The 18,702-nt window shown below is 65.3% G+C and carries 21 protein-coding genes and 4 tRNA genes; 1 reads left to right on the top strand and 24 read right to left on the bottom strand.

What is annotated here, in order from left to right:
• Positions 1–150: 150 nt before the first annotated feature.
• From E0497_RS11350 to E0497_RS11235, 24 genes are all read right to left on the bottom strand, one after another.
• A complete protein-coding gene (locus E0497_RS11350; protein ID WP_241665839.1) occupies positions 151–759 on the bottom strand; it encodes a mammalian cell entry protein in 609 nt (202 codons plus the stop codon).
• A 126-nt stretch (positions 760–885) separates the two neighbouring features.
• On the bottom strand, positions 886–1,503 hold the full coding sequence (locus E0497_RS11345) for a mammalian cell entry protein (RefSeq protein WP_421958336.1): 618 nt from the start codon (positions 1,501–1,503) through the stop codon (positions 886–888).
• A gap of 41 nt (positions 1,504–1,544) precedes the next feature.
• Positions 1,545–2,795 carry an MCE family protein gene (locus E0497_RS11340; protein WP_137724904.1) on the bottom strand — a complete coding sequence of 417 codons (1,251 nt, stop codon included), beginning with the start codon at positions 2,793–2,795 and terminating at the stop codon, positions 1,545–1,547.
• Complete coding sequence (locus tag E0497_RS11335) at positions 2,795–4,051, bottom strand: MCE family protein (RefSeq protein WP_137724903.1); 1,257 nt, start codon at positions 4,049–4,051, stop codon at positions 2,795–2,797. Before E0497_RS11335 ends, E0497_RS11340 begins: the two co-directional genes overlap by 1 nt.
• Positions 4,048–5,277 carry an MCE family protein gene (locus E0497_RS11330; protein WP_137724902.1) on the bottom strand — a complete coding sequence of 410 codons (1,230 nt, stop codon included), beginning with the start codon at positions 5,275–5,277 and terminating at the stop codon, positions 4,048–4,050. The genes E0497_RS11335 and E0497_RS11330 overlap by 4 nt, the downstream gene beginning before the upstream one ends.
• A complete protein-coding gene (locus E0497_RS11325; RefSeq protein WP_137724901.1) occupies positions 5,277–6,272 on the bottom strand; it encodes an MCE family protein in 996 nt (331 codons plus the stop codon). The genes E0497_RS11330 and E0497_RS11325 overlap by 1 nt, the downstream gene beginning before the upstream one ends.
• Positions 6,269–7,333: an MCE family protein gene (locus tag E0497_RS11320; RefSeq protein ID WP_137724976.1), complete on the bottom strand. Its 1,065-nt coding sequence runs from the start codon at positions 7,331–7,333 to the stop codon at positions 6,269–6,271. Before E0497_RS11320 ends, E0497_RS11325 begins: the two co-directional genes overlap by 4 nt.
• Positions 7,334–7,341: 8 nt before the next feature.
• The gene (locus E0497_RS11315) at positions 7,342–8,679 is read right to left on the bottom strand and encodes an MCE family protein (protein WP_137724900.1); all 1,338 of its coding nucleotides are present in this window, start codon (positions 8,677–8,679) and stop codon (positions 7,342–7,344) included.
• On the bottom strand, positions 8,676–9,536 hold the full coding sequence (locus E0497_RS11310) for an MlaE family ABC transporter permease (protein WP_137724899.1): 861 nt from the start codon (positions 9,534–9,536) through the stop codon (positions 8,676–8,678). Before E0497_RS11310 ends, E0497_RS11315 begins: the two co-directional genes overlap by 4 nt.
• 4 nt (positions 9,537–9,540) lie before the next feature.
• Positions 9,541–10,335 (bottom strand): MlaE family ABC transporter permease, encoded by a 795-nt coding sequence (locus E0497_RS11305; RefSeq protein WP_137724898.1) that lies wholly within the window; start codon positions 10,333–10,335, stop codon positions 9,541–9,543.
• A 10-nt stretch (positions 10,336–10,345) separates the two neighbouring features.
• Positions 10,346–11,416 (bottom strand): ABC transporter ATP-binding protein, encoded by a 1,071-nt coding sequence (locus E0497_RS11300; protein ID WP_137724975.1) that lies wholly within the window; start codon positions 11,414–11,416, stop codon positions 10,346–10,348.
• A gap of 270 nt (positions 11,417–11,686) precedes the next feature.
• Complete coding sequence (gene rplL, locus E0497_RS11295; RefSeq protein WP_137724897.1) at positions 11,687–12,070, bottom strand: 50S ribosomal protein L7/L12; 384 nt, start codon at positions 12,068–12,070, stop codon at positions 11,687–11,689.
• 83 nt (positions 12,071–12,153) lie between these two features.
• Positions 12,154–12,711 carry a 50S ribosomal protein L10 gene (gene rplJ, locus E0497_RS11290; RefSeq protein ID WP_137724896.1) on the bottom strand — a complete coding sequence of 186 codons (558 nt, stop codon included), beginning with the start codon at positions 12,709–12,711 and terminating at the stop codon, positions 12,154–12,156.
• Between the two features lie 427 nt (positions 12,712–13,138).
• Positions 13,139–13,852 (bottom strand): 50S ribosomal protein L1, encoded by a 714-nt coding sequence (rplA, locus tag E0497_RS11285; RefSeq protein WP_137724895.1) that lies wholly within the window; start codon positions 13,850–13,852, stop codon positions 13,139–13,141.
• A 125-nt stretch (positions 13,853–13,977) separates the two neighbouring features.
• Entirely contained in the window at positions 13,978–14,412 is a 435-nt protein-coding gene (gene rplK / locus E0497_RS11280) for a 50S ribosomal protein L11 (RefSeq protein WP_031937663.1), read from the bottom strand.
• A 98-nt stretch (positions 14,413–14,510) separates the two neighbouring features.
• Positions 14,511–15,317: a transcription termination/antitermination protein NusG gene (nusG, locus tag E0497_RS11275; protein ID WP_137724894.1), complete on the bottom strand. Its 807-nt coding sequence runs from the start codon at positions 15,315–15,317 to the stop codon at positions 14,511–14,513.
• Positions 15,318–15,377: 60 nt separating this feature from the next.
• Positions 15,378–15,839, bottom strand: a complete 462-nt coding sequence (gene secE / locus E0497_RS11270) for a preprotein translocase subunit SecE (RefSeq protein ID WP_161987409.1) — start codon at positions 15,837–15,839, stop codon at positions 15,378–15,380.
• Between the two features lie 34 nt (positions 15,840–15,873).
• A tRNA-Trp gene (locus tag E0497_RS11265) sits at positions 15,874–15,946 on the bottom strand.
• Between the two features lie 142 nt (positions 15,947–16,088).
• Entirely contained in the window at positions 16,089–16,514 is a 426-nt protein-coding gene (hadB, locus tag E0497_RS11260; protein WP_137724892.1) for a (3R)-hydroxyacyl-ACP dehydratase subunit HadB, read from the bottom strand.
• Positions 16,501–16,986, bottom strand: a complete 486-nt coding sequence (hadA, locus tag E0497_RS11255) for a (3R)-hydroxyacyl-ACP dehydratase subunit HadA (protein WP_421958337.1) — start codon at positions 16,984–16,986, stop codon at positions 16,501–16,503. The genes hadB and hadA overlap by 14 nt, the downstream gene beginning before the upstream one ends.
• Before the next feature lie 148 nt (positions 16,987–17,134).
• Entirely contained in the window at positions 17,135–17,302 is a 168-nt protein-coding gene (rpmG, locus tag E0497_RS11250; protein WP_068156180.1) for a 50S ribosomal protein L33, read from the bottom strand.
• A gap of 63 nt (positions 17,303–17,365) precedes the next feature.
• Positions 17,366–17,438: transfer RNA gene (locus E0497_RS11245), tRNA-Met, on the bottom strand.
• A gap of 45 nt (positions 17,439–17,483) precedes the next feature.
• Positions 17,484–17,556, bottom strand: a tRNA-Thr gene (locus E0497_RS11240).
• 285 nt (positions 17,557–17,841) lie between these two features.
• Positions 17,842–17,924, bottom strand: a tRNA-Tyr gene (locus E0497_RS11235).
• A gap of 167 nt (positions 17,925–18,091) precedes the next feature.
• On the opposite strand from E0497_RS11235, the gene E0497_RS11230 reads away from it, so the two are divergent.
• Positions 18,092–18,583 (top strand): YajQ family cyclic di-GMP-binding protein, encoded by a 492-nt coding sequence (locus tag E0497_RS11230; RefSeq protein ID WP_137724890.1) that lies wholly within the window; start codon positions 18,092–18,094, stop codon positions 18,581–18,583.
• Positions 18,584–18,702: the final 119 nt, after the last annotated feature.

Genomic DNA, 18,702 nt, shown 5'->3' with positions numbered 1-18,702 from the left:
GTCGCAGAAAGAGCACCCACAGCAGGCGCCGCGCGCGGAACCCCCGCGCGAATGTTCACGGATAGAGTGACGCGTGATCATCGCCCCGTCAAGCCGGAGAGTCCGTGTGCCGGGAGACAGGAGGCGCTGACCGACCTGCCACGCACCCGACTACTGATCCGCGATATCCGACAATAGCCACACGCCGTCCACTTTTTCCATCTGGACGATCAACGGGCCCGACGCACTGTCCTGCGCGACCCCGTTCGACTCGGCACTGACGGTCATGTTCACGATCAACTCGGCCCGATCGCCGTCGAGCACCTTCACCCCGATGTCGCTCACCTGAACCGACGTACGCGTCCCCATCTGCTCGACCGCCGACACCGTCGGATCGACAGTCTTGTCGAACTCCGCCCGCATCGACTCCGTCAGCACACCCCGCGCCCGGTCCGGATACTCGCCGATCGAATCCGGCGCGTACGCGTACAGCGTCTCCAACGCGCCGCGGACAGCCTCGGTGACCTGCGCAGTCCCCGATACGTCGACATACGCGGTATTGCTCACCTGCGCACCCGGACGCCACGCCGCCACACCCGCGAACCCCGCCAGCACCAGCGCCGCGGCACCCGTACCCGCGACCAGCTTCCACGACAGCCGGGACCGCGCCCCGGTTTCGGCGGTGTCCGGGATCGTCACCGGATCGATCGCCGGTTCTCGGTCCTTCACGAGCGTCACCGCGGCACCGGCCGACTCGGCCACGTCCGACTCTCCGGGCACGGTGACATCCGGTCCCGGACGGGTCGCGCTACCTGCAATCTTCGGACGCCGCAACGACGACGCGTTCGGCCTGGTGGTACGGCGAATCGGGGGCACTGCACATACTCCTTCGAAAGCTGTCCGACGCTACTGGCCGTCGGCGTCGGACGACGGCGACGCCGCCTCCGCGTCCGGATGCGCGGCCGGTGCGGGCGCCGGGGTCTCGTCGAGCACCGCCGCATTGCCGAGGTTCACCGACTTCGCCGCCCGCCAGACGCCGTCGTCGCCCTCGACCATCGTCAACCGCATCGTCACCCGCACCTTGCGCGAGGAATCGTTCGGCCACGCCGTGGTGGTGGCGAGAACGACGAGCGCATCGGCGGTGCCGGCATCGGTGTCGAGCGATGTCAGCGTCGCGCCGATCACCTCCGCGGAACTACGGGCACCGGTCTGCCGCGTCTGCTCCGTCAACTGGTCCCGGGTCGACGCCAGATCCCCGGTGAGATCACCGGTGATCGACGACTCGATGTTCGCGAACGACCCGTCCAGGTTCTCCGCATCGAACGAGTTCAGGTTGATCGCCGCCTGCCGGGCATCCGACAGCGCCGACTCGCGGGCGTCCGCACGGGGCTTGTCCACGATCGCGGCCCGTCCCCAACCTGCGCCGAACACCACCGCCGCCACCAACGCGGACAGCAGCAGCACGGCTGCCACGGCAGTCGCCGCGACGAGGGCCTTGTCGTTCTTGGTCGTGGTGTCCGTCACACGGCAACCTTACTCTCAGGTAACGAGGTGATACCGAAACGCTACCGGACCGGCGTGACACCCATGAGGGTCGCGAGCTGGCCGGCGATCGGATTGAGGTTCAGTTTGTCGGGATCGACCTTCGGGGTGCTGTCCCACGGCTGAGGCACCTGCGGGTCGGCGTAGACGATCCGCTCCGCACTGCGCACACCCGTCGGATTACCCGGCTCGGTCGCACACCGCACGTTCGTGTTGAACGGGAAATCGTCGACCGTGTCGTCGAAGTCCGGGTTCTGCGCCTTCATCTGCGCCAGGATCTCGTACGTGCTCTCGTAACCCCGGGTGCACGGCGACGGATTGTTCGTCTCGAGCACCAGACCGAAGTGGATCGTGCCGTCACCCGGAGCCACAGCCGACGCACCCGCCGACAGCGCCGGCAGGAACTGCAGGAACGGCTGCAACGCGATCGACCGCGGGCCGACCGTCCGCAGCGTCGTCGCCAGGTTCGTCAGATCCGTGGTGAGCGCGCTCCCACTGTCGGCGACCAGCTTGCCGACCGTGTCGGTGGCCTCCTTGCCGGTGCCGATCAGCCGGCGCACATCCGGATCGCTCGACTTCAACTGCGCGGCCACCTGCAGCAACCCGTCACTGAACTCCCGGATCGCACCCGACTGGTTCGCCTGGGTGTCGAGTGCGGTACGGCCGTCGGAGATGAACGTGAGGGTCTGCGGCAGCGCCTCCGTCGCCGTCTCCGTGAACCGGCCCAGCGAATCCACCAGAACCTGCAGATCCTCCCCCTTGCCGGTGAACGCCTTGCCCAGTTCGACGACCGCGGTGTGCAACGAATCCACCGGGACCGAGCGGGCCAGCTTGTCGACGCTGCCGATCAGGTCCTCCACCGGGACCGGGGTCGCGGTGTCGGGTTCGGCGATCACCGAACCCTCGGCCAGGAACGGACCCTGATCGGTGTCCGGTTGCAGATCGACGTACTGCTCACCGATCGCCGACCGGTTCGCCACCACGGCCCGCGCCGATGCAGGAATCGGCGGGGCACCGTTGTCGATCATCAACGCAACCGACACCCCGTTCTCGGTGAGTGCCAGGTCGCCGACCCGGCCGACCGGAACACCGCGATACGTCACCTCGGCGTTCGTGAAGATGCCACCCGAATGCGCGAGTTCGACATCCACCCGGTACTCCCCGAACCCGAGCAGCGAATCGAGCCGCACGTACTTGGCGCCGACGTAACCGATTCCCAGCACCGCGACGACGATGAACGCCACCAACTGCCACCTGGCCAGACGCGAGACCACTACTCACCCACCCCCAGCTGGTTCAGGAACGCATCGAACGGATTGGGCTGCGCCTTCGCCTTCGCGGACACCGCCGCCGTGCCCGGCTCCGGAACCGGATTCGGAACGATCGGAGGCAGCGGCAGCAGCGACACCGTCGGCCACCCCGGCCTCGGCCCGTTGCCGTTGTAGTACGGGTTGCTCGGATCCACCGGCACCGGCGGACCGAACTTCGGGGGCAGATACACCGGATCCGGCTTGCCGACACCCAGATTCGACAGCGTGTCCCCGATCTGCAGATCGATCGACAGGAACACGTTGGTCTGCCCGCCGTGGATCGACGGGATGATCGAATCCGGGAACGGGAACGTCGGCACGATCGGCAACGACGTGATCAGGTCCGGCGCGGCCTCCCCCAACTGCTGCAGCGTGGGCCGCAGCGCCCGCAGATCCGCGATCAGATCGTCCTTCGACCGGTTGATGACATCGGCACCCACCTGACCCAGCCGATCCACCTGCGTGAGCATCTGCACGAGCTGCGGTCGCTGCTCGGACAGGATCTCCACACCCCGCGGTAGTTCGTCGAGGATCTTCTCGAGTTTGCCCGTCTGGTCGGAGACCCTCGCGCTGAGCGTGTCGAGACCGTCGAGCGCCCGCGTGATCGAATCCCTCTGCTCCTCGAGACCCGCGATGAGCGTGTTCGCCTGTTCGAGCAGACTCCGCACCTTGGTCTCGCGGCCGTCGAGCGCCTTCTCCAGTTCCGAGACGATCGGCTGCAACTGCGCGACACCGCCGCCGTTGAGCAGCAGCGACATCGCGCCGAGCACCTGCTCGATGTCCGTCGCGTGCCGGGTGCGGTCCACCGGAATCGTCGCGCCGCTCACCAACCGCTCCGACGACGGCTTCTGCGTCGGCGCCGAGATCGCGACAAACTTCTCACCCAGCAGATTGGACTGCTGCACCTCCGCGACCGCGTTCGCCGGCAACTCCACCGAACTGTTCACCAGCGTGTCCACCTGCGCGGTCCAACCGTCCGGCGCCATCACGATGCTCTCGACACGACCGACCGGGACACCGTCGACCTTCACGGTCGACTGCGGCACCAGATCCAGGACGTCGTCGAACTGGATCGACACCCGCATCGGATCGCTGCCGACATCGGCACCACCGGGCAGAGGAATCGAGTAGATCCCGCCCGACCCGCACGCGCTCGCCGTCAACGCCACCGCGCACACCCCCGCAGCGACCGCCGCGGACCGCACCTTCACCGTCCTCACGGCGTCCCCCCCAACCGCGGCGACGGCGTGCCCGGAACCGTGCCCGGAACCGTGCCCCGCTGCAGATTGTCGCCACTGAGAATGCCCAACGGCAGATTCAGCGACGGATTCTTCACCCCGGCCGTCATCTGATCGGTGATCATCTTGCAGTTGTCGATCACCGGCCGCATCTGCCGGCCCAGCGCCTCGAACCGCGGATCACCCGGCATCAGCTTCGCGACGTCGATGAGCTTGCAGCCGAGCCCGAGCGGATCCTGCAGATCGGGCAGGTCGACACGCATCTGCAGCGTGCCGGACTCCGCATCGTGCGCGTTCACCAGGTTGCTCAGCGCCAACGGGATCGTCACCAGCGACTCCGCGAGTTCGTCCCGCCGGTTCGCGACGGTCTGCGTGACCGTCGTCAATCCGTCGATGTTGCGTCCGAGCAGTTCCCGATTGTTCTCCACGAACCGGGCCACGTCCCCGAGCGCGAGCGACAACTGGTTCAGCGCGAGCCCCAGATTGTCCTTCTCCCCCGCCAGGAAACCGCTCAGATCCGCGAGCTGCGTGTTGAACTGACGCACCTGCGTGTCGTTGGCCGCCAACGCACTCACGAACACCTGCAGGTTCTTGATCGTGTCGAAGATGTCCGTCCGCGAATCCGACAGGGTCCGGGCGGCATCCGAGAGCTTCGAGAACGTGTTCCCGAGCGCGTCACCGTTGCCGTCGAGGTTCGCGGCCGCACTGTCGACGAGATTCGACAGGGCACCGTCCTTGTTGGCGCCGTCCGGCCCCAACGCCTGCGACAGTTCGGTGACACTCGCGTACAACTGGTCCACCTCGACCGGGGTCGCGGTGCGCTCCCGCGGGATCTCCGCATCCGACGCCATCTTCTCGCCCCCGGTGTACGCGGGAGTGAGCTGGATGTAGCGATCCGACACCACCGACGGCGTGACCTGCGCGGCCTTCGCGTCGGCAGGAATGTCGACACCCCGCTCCACCGTCATCGTCACCTGCACCTGCTCGCCCTGCGGCTCGACCGAGTCGACCCGACCGACCTTCACACCCAGAACCCGCACGTCGGACCCCGAATAGATGCCGACCGACTTGTCGAAGTACGCGGTGATCTTCGTGGTGCCGGCGTTCTGGAACAGCCACCACCCCGCACCCGCCGCAACCACGGCCACCACCGCGATCAGGGCCACCGGAATCCACCGGCGACGACCGCCGCCTCGTGTATCACTCATCAGTTACCCCCCAGGGTGCGGAAGGGCTCACGCTCACCCGGAACGTCCGGCAGCCCGGGCGGAAGCAGGTTCGTCACGACCGTGTCGAACCAGCGGCCGTTGCCGAGAACGTTCGCGTAGATCCGGTAGAACGGCGCCGCGTACTCGAGCGCCTTGTCCAGGTTCTGCTGGTTCTCGTTGAGGATGTCGATGACACCCTGCAGCTGCGTCAACGCCGGCGTGATCTGCGCTTCGTTGTCCGCCACCAGGCCCGCCAATTCCCGTGACAACGTCTGGGTGCTGGTGAGCAGCTGCGCGATCGCCTCCTGCCGGGTATTGAGTTCCGCCAGCAGCGTGCCACCGTTCGCGAGGATCTTCTCGAACTGCTCGCTGCGGTCCGCGAGAATCTGCGACGTCTGCTTGGTCGCCCCGAACAGATGCTTCAACTCCTGGTCCCGTTTCGCCACCGTCTCCGACAGCCGCGCGACACCGTCGAGCGACGCCCGGATCTCGTCCGGTGTGCCCTCGAACGCCTGGGACAGCACCTCGAAGCTCGACGCCAACTGGGTGGTATCGATCTCCTCGAGCGTGGTCGCGGCATCACTGAACGCGTCGATGACGTCGTACGGCGACGTGGTCCGCTCCAACGGAATCCGCACCCCCGGGGCGAGCACCTCGGTACCCCGCGGATCGAGGGACAGATACTTCTGCCCGAGGATCGTCTTGATCTGGATCGACGCCGTCGTCTGGTCCCCGACCCACGCATCCTTCGTCTGGAACGTCACCAGAACCCGATCGCCGTCGAGGCCCACACCGGTCACCTTGCCGACCTTCACGCCCGCGACACGCACCTCGTTGCCGGACTTGAGACCGGCCGCCTCCGAGAACTCGGCGGTGTACCGGTTGGCGGCCCCGACGATCGGCAGGCTGTCGAGGAAGAACGCCGACATGGTCGCCAGCAGAACCACGACGATGCCGAGGGCACCGGTGGCGGCCGGGCTGCGCTTGTTCGTCATCGCACACCGTCCGCGTAGCACCGGGTAGCCGTGTTCGTGTAGATCGGCTGATTCACCGTCGGCAGATTCGACGGCAGATTCAGCTGCGGGGCACTACCCGGCCCGGCGACGACGTCGATGCCACACAGATAGAACTGGAACCACGAACCGTAACTACCGGCCCGCCCCAGCTTCGCCATCTTCACCGGCAGATTCGCGAGCACCTGGTTCACGTCGTCGGACCGATCGTTGATGTGACCGGCGAGCGTGTTCAACCCGGCGATCGACCCCTGGATCGACGGCCGTGTCGGCACCAGCAGATCGGCGGTCGCGCTGGTCAACTCCGACAGCGACTGCACCGACTGCCCGATGACCCCCCGATCGGCGTCGAGTCCACTCACCAGTCTTTCCGTGTTGACGATCAACTGGTCGACCTGCTCGTCCCGGGCGTTGACGGTGTCGAGGACCTTGTTCAGATTGGTGACGAGTTCACCGATCACCTTGTCCTTGTCCGCGATCGTGTTCGTCAGCGACGCCGTGTTCGCCACGAGCTCCTCGATGGTTCCGCCCTCCCCCTGGAACACCTGGACGATCTGATACGACAGCTTGTTGACATCGTCCGCACTCAACGTCTGGAACAGCGGCCGGAACCCGTTGAACAACGTCGTCAGGTTGACCGCCGGCTTCGTACGATCGAGCGGGATCGTCTCCCCCGCCGACATCTTGTAGCCCTGCTGCCCGGTGCCCTGCTCGAGCGCGATGTACCGCTGCCCGACGAGATTGCGGAACCGGATCGTCGCCGTCGTACTGGCCGGCAGCCAGTCCCGATCCGTCACCGCGAACTCGACCTGAGCCTCCCGGTCGTCGACGATCTCGATGTTCGTCACCTGACCGACCCGCACACCCGCGATACGCACCTCGTCGCCGTTGTTGAGCGATGTCACATCGGTGAACCGGGCACTGAACTTCGTGCCACCGGTCGAGGTCGTGTTCGCGATCGTGAGCGCCAGGAACCCCGTCGCCAGGATCGTGACGACCGCGAAGATCAGCAACTTGATCAGCGGGGCAGCCACCCCTCGCAGCTGTCGCCTCACTTGATGCTCACCTCGTTTCCACGGAGCGCGGGCGCACCGATCTTCGCCGCCCACGACGGCACATCCTGCGGAGCGATTCCCGTGGCCTCGCCGTACACGACCGCGAGCGTGTCCTGCTCCAACTGCGAACCCACGTACGAGACCGGGGCCGTCGCAGCCGGCACCATCGAGTACTGCGGCGACGGCAGATCCGAAATGGTCTGGTCACCCGGATTACGGGACGGCACCTGGTAGGAACCGTCATGGATGGCTCCACCCGGGTACTGACCGATGTCCGTGCCCAGCGGCGGCGGCGTGTAGCACCGCGGCCCACGCGTGTCGAACAACCGCGGCTCGTCCTGGTTGGGCAGATACCGCCCGCGCGGATTGACCAACTCGATCGTCGCCCGGGCGCCGGGCATGTCCGATCCCTCACCGGTGATCGCACCGGAACGCCTCATCACGTCGGCGAAGTTCGCGAACGTGCACCCGAACGTCCCCGAGAACCGCGCCAGGATCCCGAGCGCCTCCCGCGAGTCCGCGGCGATCGAGATGAGCGAATCCCGGTTGGTGGTGAGCAGATCCGCTGTGCTCGCCCCGGTCGCGGTCACCGACGCCATGAGTGCGTCGATCGACGTGCGTTCCTGCACGATCGTGGCGTTGGTGGTCCGCAGATCGTCGAGCGCGTCGATCAACTGCGGCGCCGCATCCGAATAGGTCTGGGTGAACGTCGCGAAGCTCTGCAGACCCGCCTTCAGGTCCGGCATCCGCGTGTTCACGCCCGCGAAGATCGTGTCGAGCTGATCGAGGGTGACGCCAATCTGCTCGCCCCGCCCGTCGAGGGCCTGCGACAGCGCACCCAGCGTCGACGCCAGACTCTCCGGCGGGATCGCCTGCAACAGCGGCAGCAGACCGTCGAGCATCTTGCCGAGCTCGACCGCATTGCCGCTCTTGTCCTGGTAGATGGTGCCGCCGGCCACGATCGGGTTGGGACTCGGGTTCGCCGGCATCACGAGATCGACGTACCGCTCACCGAACAACGTCTTCGGCAGCAACCGTGCCGTCGTGTTCGACGGGATCAGATCCACCTTGTCCGGTTGGATCGCCATGACCGACGTGACCTTGCCGTCCGCGGTGGCCGCCGAGCGCACCTCACCGACGATCAGACCGCGTACCTTGACGTCCGCGTTGCGGGGCAGCGCGTTACCGACGGTGTCGGTCACGAGATCCACCTTGACGACCGAGGTGAACGCCTGGTTGTAGCTGGCGATGGTGCCGCCCAGGAACAGTGCCAGGACCAGGAAGAACACGATTCCCAGGATCCGGCGGCGCAGCTTCGACGGGTGCTCGATCATCCGGCCACCCGCACCGTCGTCGTCGTGCCCCAGATGGCGAGGCTCAGGAAGAAGTCCAGGACGGCGATGGTGACGATGGCGGTCCGCACGGCGTGACCGACGGCGACACCGACACCGGCCGGCCCGCCGCGGGCGTGGAACCCGTAATAGCAGTGGATGAGGATGAGGACGAACGCGAACACCAGCACCTTGCCGAAGGACCACAGCACGTCCACCGGCGGCAGGAACAGGTTGAAGTAATGGTCGTACGATCCGGTCGACTGCCCGTTGAACACGGTACTCACGACACGTGAGGCCAGGTAGGCGGCGAGCAGACCCACGATGTACAGCGGGATCACCGCGATGAAACCGGCGATCATGCGGGTGGTCACGAGGAACGGCACACTCGGCACGGCCATCACCTCGAGAGCATCGATCTCCTCCGAGATCCGCATGGCACCGAGTTGCGCGGTGAACCCACAGCCCACCGTCGCGGACAGGGCCAGCGCCGCCACGATCGGCGCGATCTCACGGGTGTTGACGTACGCGGACAGGAAGCCGGTCAGCACCGAACTGCCCAACTGGTCGAGGGCCGCGAAGCCCTGCAGGCCGACGACGACGCCGGTGAAACCGGACATCATCACGATCACGCCGATGGTGCCGCCGATCACCGCGAGCGCGCCACTGCCGAAGGTCACCTCGGCGAGCAGTCGCAGCAACTCCTTGCGGTAGCGGCGCAGCGTACGCGGCGTCCAGGCGATGGCCCGCGAGTAGAACGACATCTGCTCGCCGGCATTGTCGAGCACGTCGAGCGGTTTGCGCGCCCAGCGGCGTGCCCGCATCAATGCCAGGTCACCGCGACCTCGTGCGATCGTCATCGGCTCATGCCCCCTTCGCCGGGACGATCTGGAGGTAGACCATCGTCAGGATCAGGTTCGCGAAGAACAGCACCAGGAACGTGATGACGACGGCCTGGTTCACCGCCTCGCCGACACCCTTCGGGCCGCCCTTGGGGGTGAGTCCCTTGTAGGACGCGATGACACCGGCGATGACACCGAAGACGGCGGCCTTGACCTCCGCGATGTACAGGTCCGGCAGCTGGGCGAGCGCCGAGAACGACGCCAGGTACGCACCGGGCGTACCGCCCTGCAGGATCACGTTGAAGAAGTAGCCGCCCGCGATACCGACGACCGACACCAAACCGTTGAGGAGCACCGCCACCAGCACCATCGCGAGCACCCGCGGGACGACGAGACGCTGGATCGGGTTGATGCCGAGCACCTCCATCGCGTCGATCTCCTCACGGATGGTCCGTGACCCGAGATCGGCGGTGACCGCGGAACCCGCGGCACCCGCGATGAGCAACGCCGTCACGATCGGACTGCCCTGTTGGATCACCGCCAGCACACTGGCGGCACCCGTGAACGCCTCGGCACCCAACTGCTTGATCAACGAACCGGTCTGCAACGACACGACCGCGCCGAACGGGATCGCGACGAGCGCCGTCGGCAGGATCGTCACGCTCGCGATGAACCACGCCTGCTCGATGAATTCCTTGAACTGGAACGGGCGCTTGAACGTGTTCCGGACGACGTCGACGAACAGCTGGACGATGTTGCCGGCCTGCGTCAACGCCCCGGTGACCGGCTTCATCATCGAAGTACGAGTGCCCCCCATGCGCGGTCCCCTAACCGCGCTCGATGGTGGACTGCCCGAATCCCCCGTCGTCGTACGTGGGAATGACCTGCGTCGCCTGATCCCCGTCGAGACTCTCGAGGATGGCCTTCTGCGCGTCGTACGGCAGCGTGTGCAGGATCTCCCGGACGCGCGCCTGACGACGGCCGACGGCCTGCCGCTCCGGCAGGCCCGGGGTTGCCAGCATCTGCGGGACGACACCGTAGACGTCGTCGGTGCCGCCGTGGTGGTGGCCGGCGTCGACGAGCGCCTGCTCGTGCGCCATCTGCGCGTCGTCCTTCTCCTCCGACATGCCGATCGGCCCGATCTTGCTGCCGTTGAGGAACTGGTGGACGACGGGCTCGTCGCTGGTGAGCAGCACCTCGCGGGGACCGAACATGACGAGCTGCTTACGGAACAGCATGCCCAGGTTGTCCGGCACCGTCCGGGCGAGGTTGATGTTGTGCGTCACGATCAGGATCGTGGCGTCGATCTGCGCGTTGATGTCGATCAGCAACTGGCTGAGATACGTGGTGCGGACCGGATCCAGGCCCGAGTCCGGCTCGTCGACGAGGATGATCTGCGGGTCCAGCACGAGTGCCCGCGCGAGGCCGGCACGCTTGCGCATACCGCCGGAGATCTCGCCGGGGAGCTTGTTCTCCGCTCCGACGAGACCGTTGAGCTCGAGCTTCTCCATCACGATCCTGCGGATCTCGGACTCGGGCTTCTTGGTGTGCTCGCGCAGCGGGAACGCCACGTTGTCGTAGAGGTTCATCGAGCCGAACAGCGCGCCGTCCTGGAACAGGACACCGAACAGCTTGCGGATCTCGTACAACTCTTTGGAGGAGCACTGCAGGATGTCGGTGCCGTCGATGACGATCGAACCCTCTTCGGGCCGGAGCAGACCGATCAGGGACTTCAGGAACACCGACTTACCGGTACCGGACGGACCGAGCAGGGCGCTGACCTCGCCGGACGGCAGCGTGAGCGTCACGTCCTGCCAGATCTTCTGAGAGCCGAAAGACTTCGTAAGTCCCTCGACTGCTACCTCGACTCCCACCTTTACCTCCTGCGTCGGGCACATCTCCCCCAACGTCGAGTCCGCTGTGGGTTGGGTCACTCTATCGCATTGAAGTGTTACGCGTAACTTCAAACCTTACTTGCGAGTAAGGAAAAATGGCAATACGACGATCGTGATCACTCCGACTTGCCTATCACGCCTCGCGACCCGCACACAACGGTCCCGTCACCCCACGGACGCCCTCGAACAGTCTCGGAAGCCGAAGAGGGCCGCCCCCGAACGGGGACGGCCCTCTTCTCGATGCTTCGTCAGGAAGCAGCGCGCAGCAACCTCTTACTTGAGGGTGATCTTCGCGCCGGCAGCCTCGAGCTTCTCCTTGGCGGCCTCGGCGGCCTCCTTGGCAACCTTCTCCAGGATCGCCTTCGGAGCGCCCTCGACGAGGTCCTTGGCTTCCTTCAGGCCCAGGCCCGCGACGACCTCACGGACGACCTTGATGACCTGGATCTTCTTGTCGCCGGCCGACTCGATGATGACGTCGAACTCGTCCTGCTCCTCGGCAGCCTCAGCGGCAGCCGGAGCGCCGGCAACGGCGACGGCGACCGGAGCAGCAGCGGTGACCTCGAAGGTCTCCTCGAAAGCCTTCACGAACTCCGAGAGCTCGAGCAGGGTCAGCTCCTTGAACTGGTCCAGCAACTCTTCGGTGGTGAGCTTCGCCATGATGGCGTCCCTTCTCTAAAGTCCCTGTCGCCGATCCGCGACCGGACAGGTGGTGATGGTTGTGATGCGCAGGTGCGGATCAGCTATTCGGCAGCGGCGTCGGCGGGAGCCTCGGCGGCCCCACCTTCCGCAGCCTTCTTCTCCTGCAGCGCGGCGGCCAGACGGGCCACCTGCGAAGCGGGAGCGTTGAACAGGCCGGCGGCCTTTGCCAAGTTGCCCTTCATCGCGCCGGCAAGCTTGGCCAACAGAACCTCGCGGGACTCGAGGTCCGCGATCTTGTTGACCTGATCCACGGACAGCGCAGCGCCGTCCATGTAGCCGCCCTTGATGACAAGCGCCTTGTTGTCCTTCGCGAAAGCCTTCATGGCCTTCGCAGCGTCGACCGGCTCGCCCTTGATGAATGCAATGGCGGTCGGTCCGACGAACAGGTCGTCAAGGCCCTCGACGCCCGCTTCAGCAGCGGCGCGCTTGACCAGGGTGTTCTTGGCGACGGAGTAGGTGGCACCCTCTCCGAGAGCGCGTCGCAGTTGCGTCAGACTCGTGACCGACAGACCACGGTATTCCGTGATGACTGCGGCAGACGACTCCTTGAACTGTTCGGTGATCTCCGCAACCGCGGAAACCTTCTCAGGCTTTGCCATACTTCGCCTCCTCTCGTGACAGTCGTTGTTCCACTTCGGGCCGTGACATGCAAAACGCCCCGGTGCAGGGCACACGGGGCGTACACGAGGAAACCGACCGGCCGATCGAAATCGGACGCAGACAAGCATCCCCCACCTCGTCCTCCTGCGTGGGCCGCCGGGCAATCCCGGACCTTCAACCGATTCCAGACTGGATCGGTGACCAACGGTCTTGGGTAGAACATTTTCGGGGCGGAATTCGCATCTAGCACCGAACTCCATCGAGCAGCGTAACGGACCCGATGCCGTGAAGCAAAACCGATCCGGCCCGGGACGTCGGATCGTGGCGACCGTCACGTCCGCCGACCGCCACCCGGATACGCCGAAGGCCGGCACAGAACACTCTGTGCCGGCCTTCGGAGTCGATCAGATCGCGTGGTGACGCGATTTACTCGCCGTCCTCGAGGAGGTTGCGGGTACGGTTCGGATCCACCGGGATGCCCGGTCCGGAGGTGGTCGAAACCGTGACCTTCTTGACGTAGCGGCCCTTGGCCGACGACGGCTTCGCACGCAGGATCTCGTCGAGCGCGGCGCCGTAGTTCTCGACCAGCTTGGCCTCGTCGAACGACGCCTTACCGATCACGAAGTGCAGGTTGGCCTGCTTGTCGACGCGAAAGTTGATCTTGCCGCCCTTGATGTCCGCAACAGCCTTCGCGACATCCGGGGTGACCGTGCCGGTCTTCGGGTTCGGCATCAGGCCACGCGGTCCGAGGACACGCGCGATGCGGCCGACCTTGGCCATCTGGTCCGGGGTGGCGATCGCGGCGTCGAAGTCGGTCCAACCGCCCTGGATGCGCTCGATCAGGTCCTCGGCACCCACGACGTCGGCACCGGCGGCCTCGGCCTCGGCGGCCTTCTCGCCGACGGCGAACACGACGACGCGCGCGGTCTTACCCGTGCCGTGCGGCAGGTTGACCGTGCCGCGGACCATCTGGTCCGCCTTGCGGGGGTCGACGCCCAGCCGGACGGCAACCTCGACGGTCGAATCCATCTTGCTCGACGACGTCTCCTTGGCCAGCTTCGCAGCCTGCAGGGGGCTGTAGAGGCTGTCCGCATCGATCTTCTCAGCGGCGGCGAGGTACGCCTTGCTGCGCTTTGCCATTTCTTCTGTCCTTACATTCTCACCCTGGAACGATCGTCCCGGGTGAATGGTTCAGTTGTGGTTACGGGCCTGGCAGGCCCTCCCACTAGGAATCACCCACTGCTTACATGCGGGCTTCGCTGAGCTCAGCCCTCGACGGTGATACCCATCGAACGCGCGGTGCCGGCGATGATCTTCGCGGCCGCGTCGATGTCGTTCGCGTTGAGGTCTTCCTGCTTGGTCTTCGCGATCTCGCGCACCTGATCCATGGTCACGGTCGCAACCTTGGTCTTGTGCGGCTCGCCGGAGCCCTTCTGGACACCAGCAGCCTTGAGCAGCAGCTTGGCGGCCGGCGGGGTCTTCAGCTTGAAGTCGAAGGTCCGGTCTTCGTAGACGGAGATCTCGACCGGGATCACGTTGCCGCGCTGAGACTCAGTCGCCGCGTTGTAAGCCTTGCAGAACTCCATGATGTTGACGCCGTGCTGACCGAGCGCCGGACCCACGGGCGGGGCAGGGTTGGCCTGACCAGCCTGGATCTGAAGCTTGATGAGCCCTGCGAGCTTCTTCTTCTTGGGGGGCATCTTCGTTCCTTGTTCTTACGGGGTGTGTTTCTTGCCGTACTGCGTGCAAGTGTGTGTGTGTCCCGGCCGGGCGCCCGTGACGGACGCCGTGGGACGAACTAGATCTTCTGGACCTGGTTGAACGACAGCTCGACCGGGGTCTCACGACCGAAGATCGAGACCAGCACCTTGAGCTTCTGCTGCTCGGCGTTGACCTCACTGATGCTCGCCGGCAGGGTCGCGAACGGACCGTCCATGACGGTGACCGACTCGCCGACCTCGAAGTCGACCTCGATGGCGGGCTTGGCGGTGGCCGACGCGGCACTGCCGCCTGCGGCTGCAGCGGAAGCGGCCGGCTTCTTCTGGCCCTCCTGCGGCATCAGGAACTTGACGACCTCGTTCAGCGTCAGCGGCGACGGCCGGCCCGTGGCGCCGACGAACCCGGTGACGCCCGGCGTGTTGCGCACCGCGCCCCACGACTCGTCGTTGAGTTCCATACGCACCAGGATGTAGCCCGGCAGGATCTTCCGATTGACCTGCTTGCGCTGGCCGTTCTTAATCTCGGTGACCTCTTCGGTGGGAACCTCCACCTGGAAGATGTAGTCGCCGACGTCGAGGTTCTGGACGCGGGTCTCGAGGTTGGTCTTCACCTTGTTCTCGTAACCGGCGTACGAGTGGATGACGTACCAGTCGCCGGGGGCACGACGCAGCGCCGCCTTGAACTCCGCGACGGGGTCGACCTCTTCCTCGGCGACGATATCCGCAGCCTCGGGAGCCTGCTCTTCCACGGCACCGTCCTCGACAACCTCGCCGGCGGTGTCGTCGTCGGCCGTCACGTCGGCAGACACACCGTCTTCGGTTACCGCCTCGGCCGAAACGCGCTCCTCGGCCAGGGCCTTGTCAGAGTCGTTCTCGGGGGTGCTCACTGGAGGCACTCTTCCTCTCGTCAATCACATCGTTCGGGAACGCCGACGGGCGTCCCCGGATTAGCCGAACAACCAGGTGACGCCCTGGGCGAAGCCGAGATCGAGGACGCTGACGAACGTCACCATGAAGGCCACGAACACGAGCACCACGCTGGTGTAGGTGATCATCTGCTTACGATTGGGCCAGATGACCTTACGGAGCTCGGCGATCACTTCCCGCAGGAAGCGGCGCAGCCGCATGAAGATGTTCTCGGTGCCGGCCTTGCCCGCCTTGGCGGCAGCCTTGCCGCCGGACTTCGTCGTCTTCACGGACGACGCTGCGACCGCCGGAGACGCCAGCTCGGTGGTTCCGGTGCGACGTGCACCGCGCTTGCCGCTGGGCTTGCCTGCTGGGGCCACGCTCGTGGGGCTCTCTTCAGCAGGAACCTGGGCGTCCTGATCGGAAACGACCGAATCGTCGACAGGTGTGGAGTCCGAAGACCCGGCAACGCTGTCGTCGGGCTTACCGCGCTCCTCGCTCACCGTCGTTCCTCTCAGTCGCTGGCCGATCCGGATGCAGGGGCGACAGGACTTGAACCTGCAACCTGCGGTTTTGGAGACCGCTGCTCTGCCAGTTGAGCTACGCCCCTTTGGCCGACCGATCGAGTCGATCGACCTGTCTGTGTTCACATGACATGCGCGCCACCCTCACAGGGCAGCGCGCAGCTCCTGAGTAACCACAGAAACTCTAGTGTACTTCAATGCCCGGATCAAACCCAATCCGCAAGGCCATCAGGCCAAACGGACCGTTGCGGTGGCCCGTCCGAAGATCTTCCGACCCTCGGACCGCGCCACGATCGCGACTACTGCGGTCTTGCTTTCGGCGTCCACCGACTTGATCTTGCCGGTGAACTCCACTTCGGCAGCCTTGTCGGCCGCCACGTACACCGGACTGGTGAACCGAACGTTGTATTCGGTCACGGCACCCGGATCGCCGAGCCAGGACGAGACGAACCCGCCGCCCAGACCCATCGTGAGCATCCCGTGTGCGACGACGTCCGGCAAGCCGGCCAGTCGGGCCACATGGTCGCTCCAGTGGATCGGGTTGGGATCGCCCGACACGCCGGCATAGTTGACGAGATTGCCACGGGTCAGAGTGACGACACGCTCAGGCAGTTCATCGCCGACAGCGACGTCCTCGAACCTACGGAGCGGCATGCATCATCACATCCTTGACCGCGTGGGCGATGTTCTCGTCCACTTCACCCCCGGAACGCGCAACCAGCGTCGTCCAAGTGGTCTGCACCAGTTCACCGTTCACATCGGAGATGACGTTCTTGGTGACGATGATGTCACTGCCCGCCACCTGACGGAACGACTCCAGGTAGACGTCGCAGATCAGTCGGTCGCCGGCCTGCAGGGGTCGATGGAACACCAACCGCTGGTCGGTCTGCATGATCTGGCTGAGGTCGTAACCGGTGACGATCTCCTCGAACAGCTTGCGCTGCGCGAGCATCCCCACGATGGAAACGAAGGTCAGCGGTGCGATCAGACCGTCGTAGCCGAGACTCTTCGCCGCGTCCTCGTCGTGATGGGCGGGGTGATTGTCCAGGACCGCACGAGCGTACTCGCGGACCTTCTCCCGGCCGATCTCGTAGAAGTCGGTCACACGGTAGTGATGTCCGACCATCGCGGCCGCATGAGCGGCGGGATCGAGCACCGCGTCGGTCTCTCTCACGACTGTTTCCGTCACAACGAAACACCCCTGCCCTGTTGACGCTTCCGTTAGGGCAGTGTGACAGCGAACCTAACGCGCGCGCATCGACTCCGTGAAGAACTTACTTGGACTCGCGGTGCGCCTGGTGAGATCCGCAGTTCGGGCAGAACTTCTTCAGCTCGAGCCGATCGGGATCGTTGCGGCGGTTCTTCTTGGTGATGTAGTTGCGGTGCTTGCACACCTCGCAGGCCAGGGTGATCTTCGGCCGAACGTCAGTCGAGGAGGCCACGGGGATGCCTTCTTTCGCGTGAATCTGATCAAAGAGTGATCAGGGTGGATCATTCGTCTTGTGTAGCGATGGCCGGACTTGAACCGGCGACACAACGATTATGAGTCGTTTGCTCTACCAACTGAGCTACACCGCCTCGGTGTCGAGTGTCGCGTGGAACAGGCGACACCACAATCCAGCGAGCCCCCTGACGGAATCGAACCGTCGACCTTTTCCTTACCATGGAAACGCTCTGCCGACTGAGCTAAGGGGGCGTGGCTTCGCTGGGCATCTCTGCTCGCCGAAGCCTCCAGAAGATTACACAGACCTTCGCACCAGATACAAATTGCCTGGTCAGATCCGGTATATCGGCGCATCGACCGGGGTCTGCCGACGTCCGGGCCGCGTTGGAACCCCACCGACATCGCACCGGGGCCGCCGGCACCGGTCGCGGGACGTCAGGTAGCGGGCCCTCCTGCAGTCGCGAAGTCGGGGCGAAGGCCACCGGGCCCGGAAAGCAGTTCAGCCCCGGTCCGTTTCCGGACCGGGGCTGAACTGTGTGGCAGATGTAGGATTCGAACCTACGTAGGCATAAGCCGACGGATTTACAGTCCGCTCCCATTGGCCGCTCGGGCAATCTGCCTGGTTCGCACTCACGGCGCCGCAGCGCCCTGATGCGTATCGAAGAATACAACGAAGCACCCCCCGAAACGCAAACCGGGTGGATACGGGCGGTTGCGAACCGATAGCGTCGACCTCGACCGCCGCTGTCCGCGGCGGGTCCGTCCGCTAGTGAATTGGGAGTGTGCAGTGGCTGATTCGTCCTTCGACGTGGTGAGCAAAGTCGACCGTCAAGAGGTGGACAACGCTCTGCATCAGGCTGAGAAGGAGCTCGGCACCCGGTTCGACTTCCGCAACACCGGTGCGAGCATCGAGTGGTCCGGCGAGGAGTCCATCACGCTGACCGCCGAGACCGAGGAGCGTCTGACGGCCGCGCTCGACGTCTTCAAGGAGAAGTTGATCCGCCGGGACATCTCGCTCAAGGCGTTCGACGCCGGCGAGCCCGCGCAGTCCGGCAAGATCTACAAGCTCAGCGGCACCCTGGTCCAGGGCATCAGCAGCGAGAACGCGAAGAAGATCTCGAAGAAGATCCGCGACGAAGGCCCCAAGGGCGTCAAGGCACAGATCCAGGGCGAGGAACTGCGGGTGAGCAGCAAGAAGCGGGACGACCTGCAGGCCGTCATCTCGCTGCTCAAGAACGAGGACTTCGGGATCGCCCTGCAGTTCGTGAACTACCGCTAGTGGTCGTCGGCGTTAGTTCGTCGGGGGTTCAGCCCCACGCGGTCGGGTCTGCGAGGTAGAGGCCGCAGGCGGTGTCGAGAGCGTCCTCGGCGGTGCCGGCGCCTTGGCCGGTGGGCAGG

The organism is Prescottella subtropica, assembly GCF_005434945.1.
GTDB classification, from domain to species: Bacteria; Actinomycetota; Actinomycetes; order Mycobacteriales; family Mycobacteriaceae; genus Prescottella; species Prescottella subtropica.
Note: the sequence above shows the minus strand (reverse complement) of the source record. Positions and strands in the feature narration are given on the sequence as shown.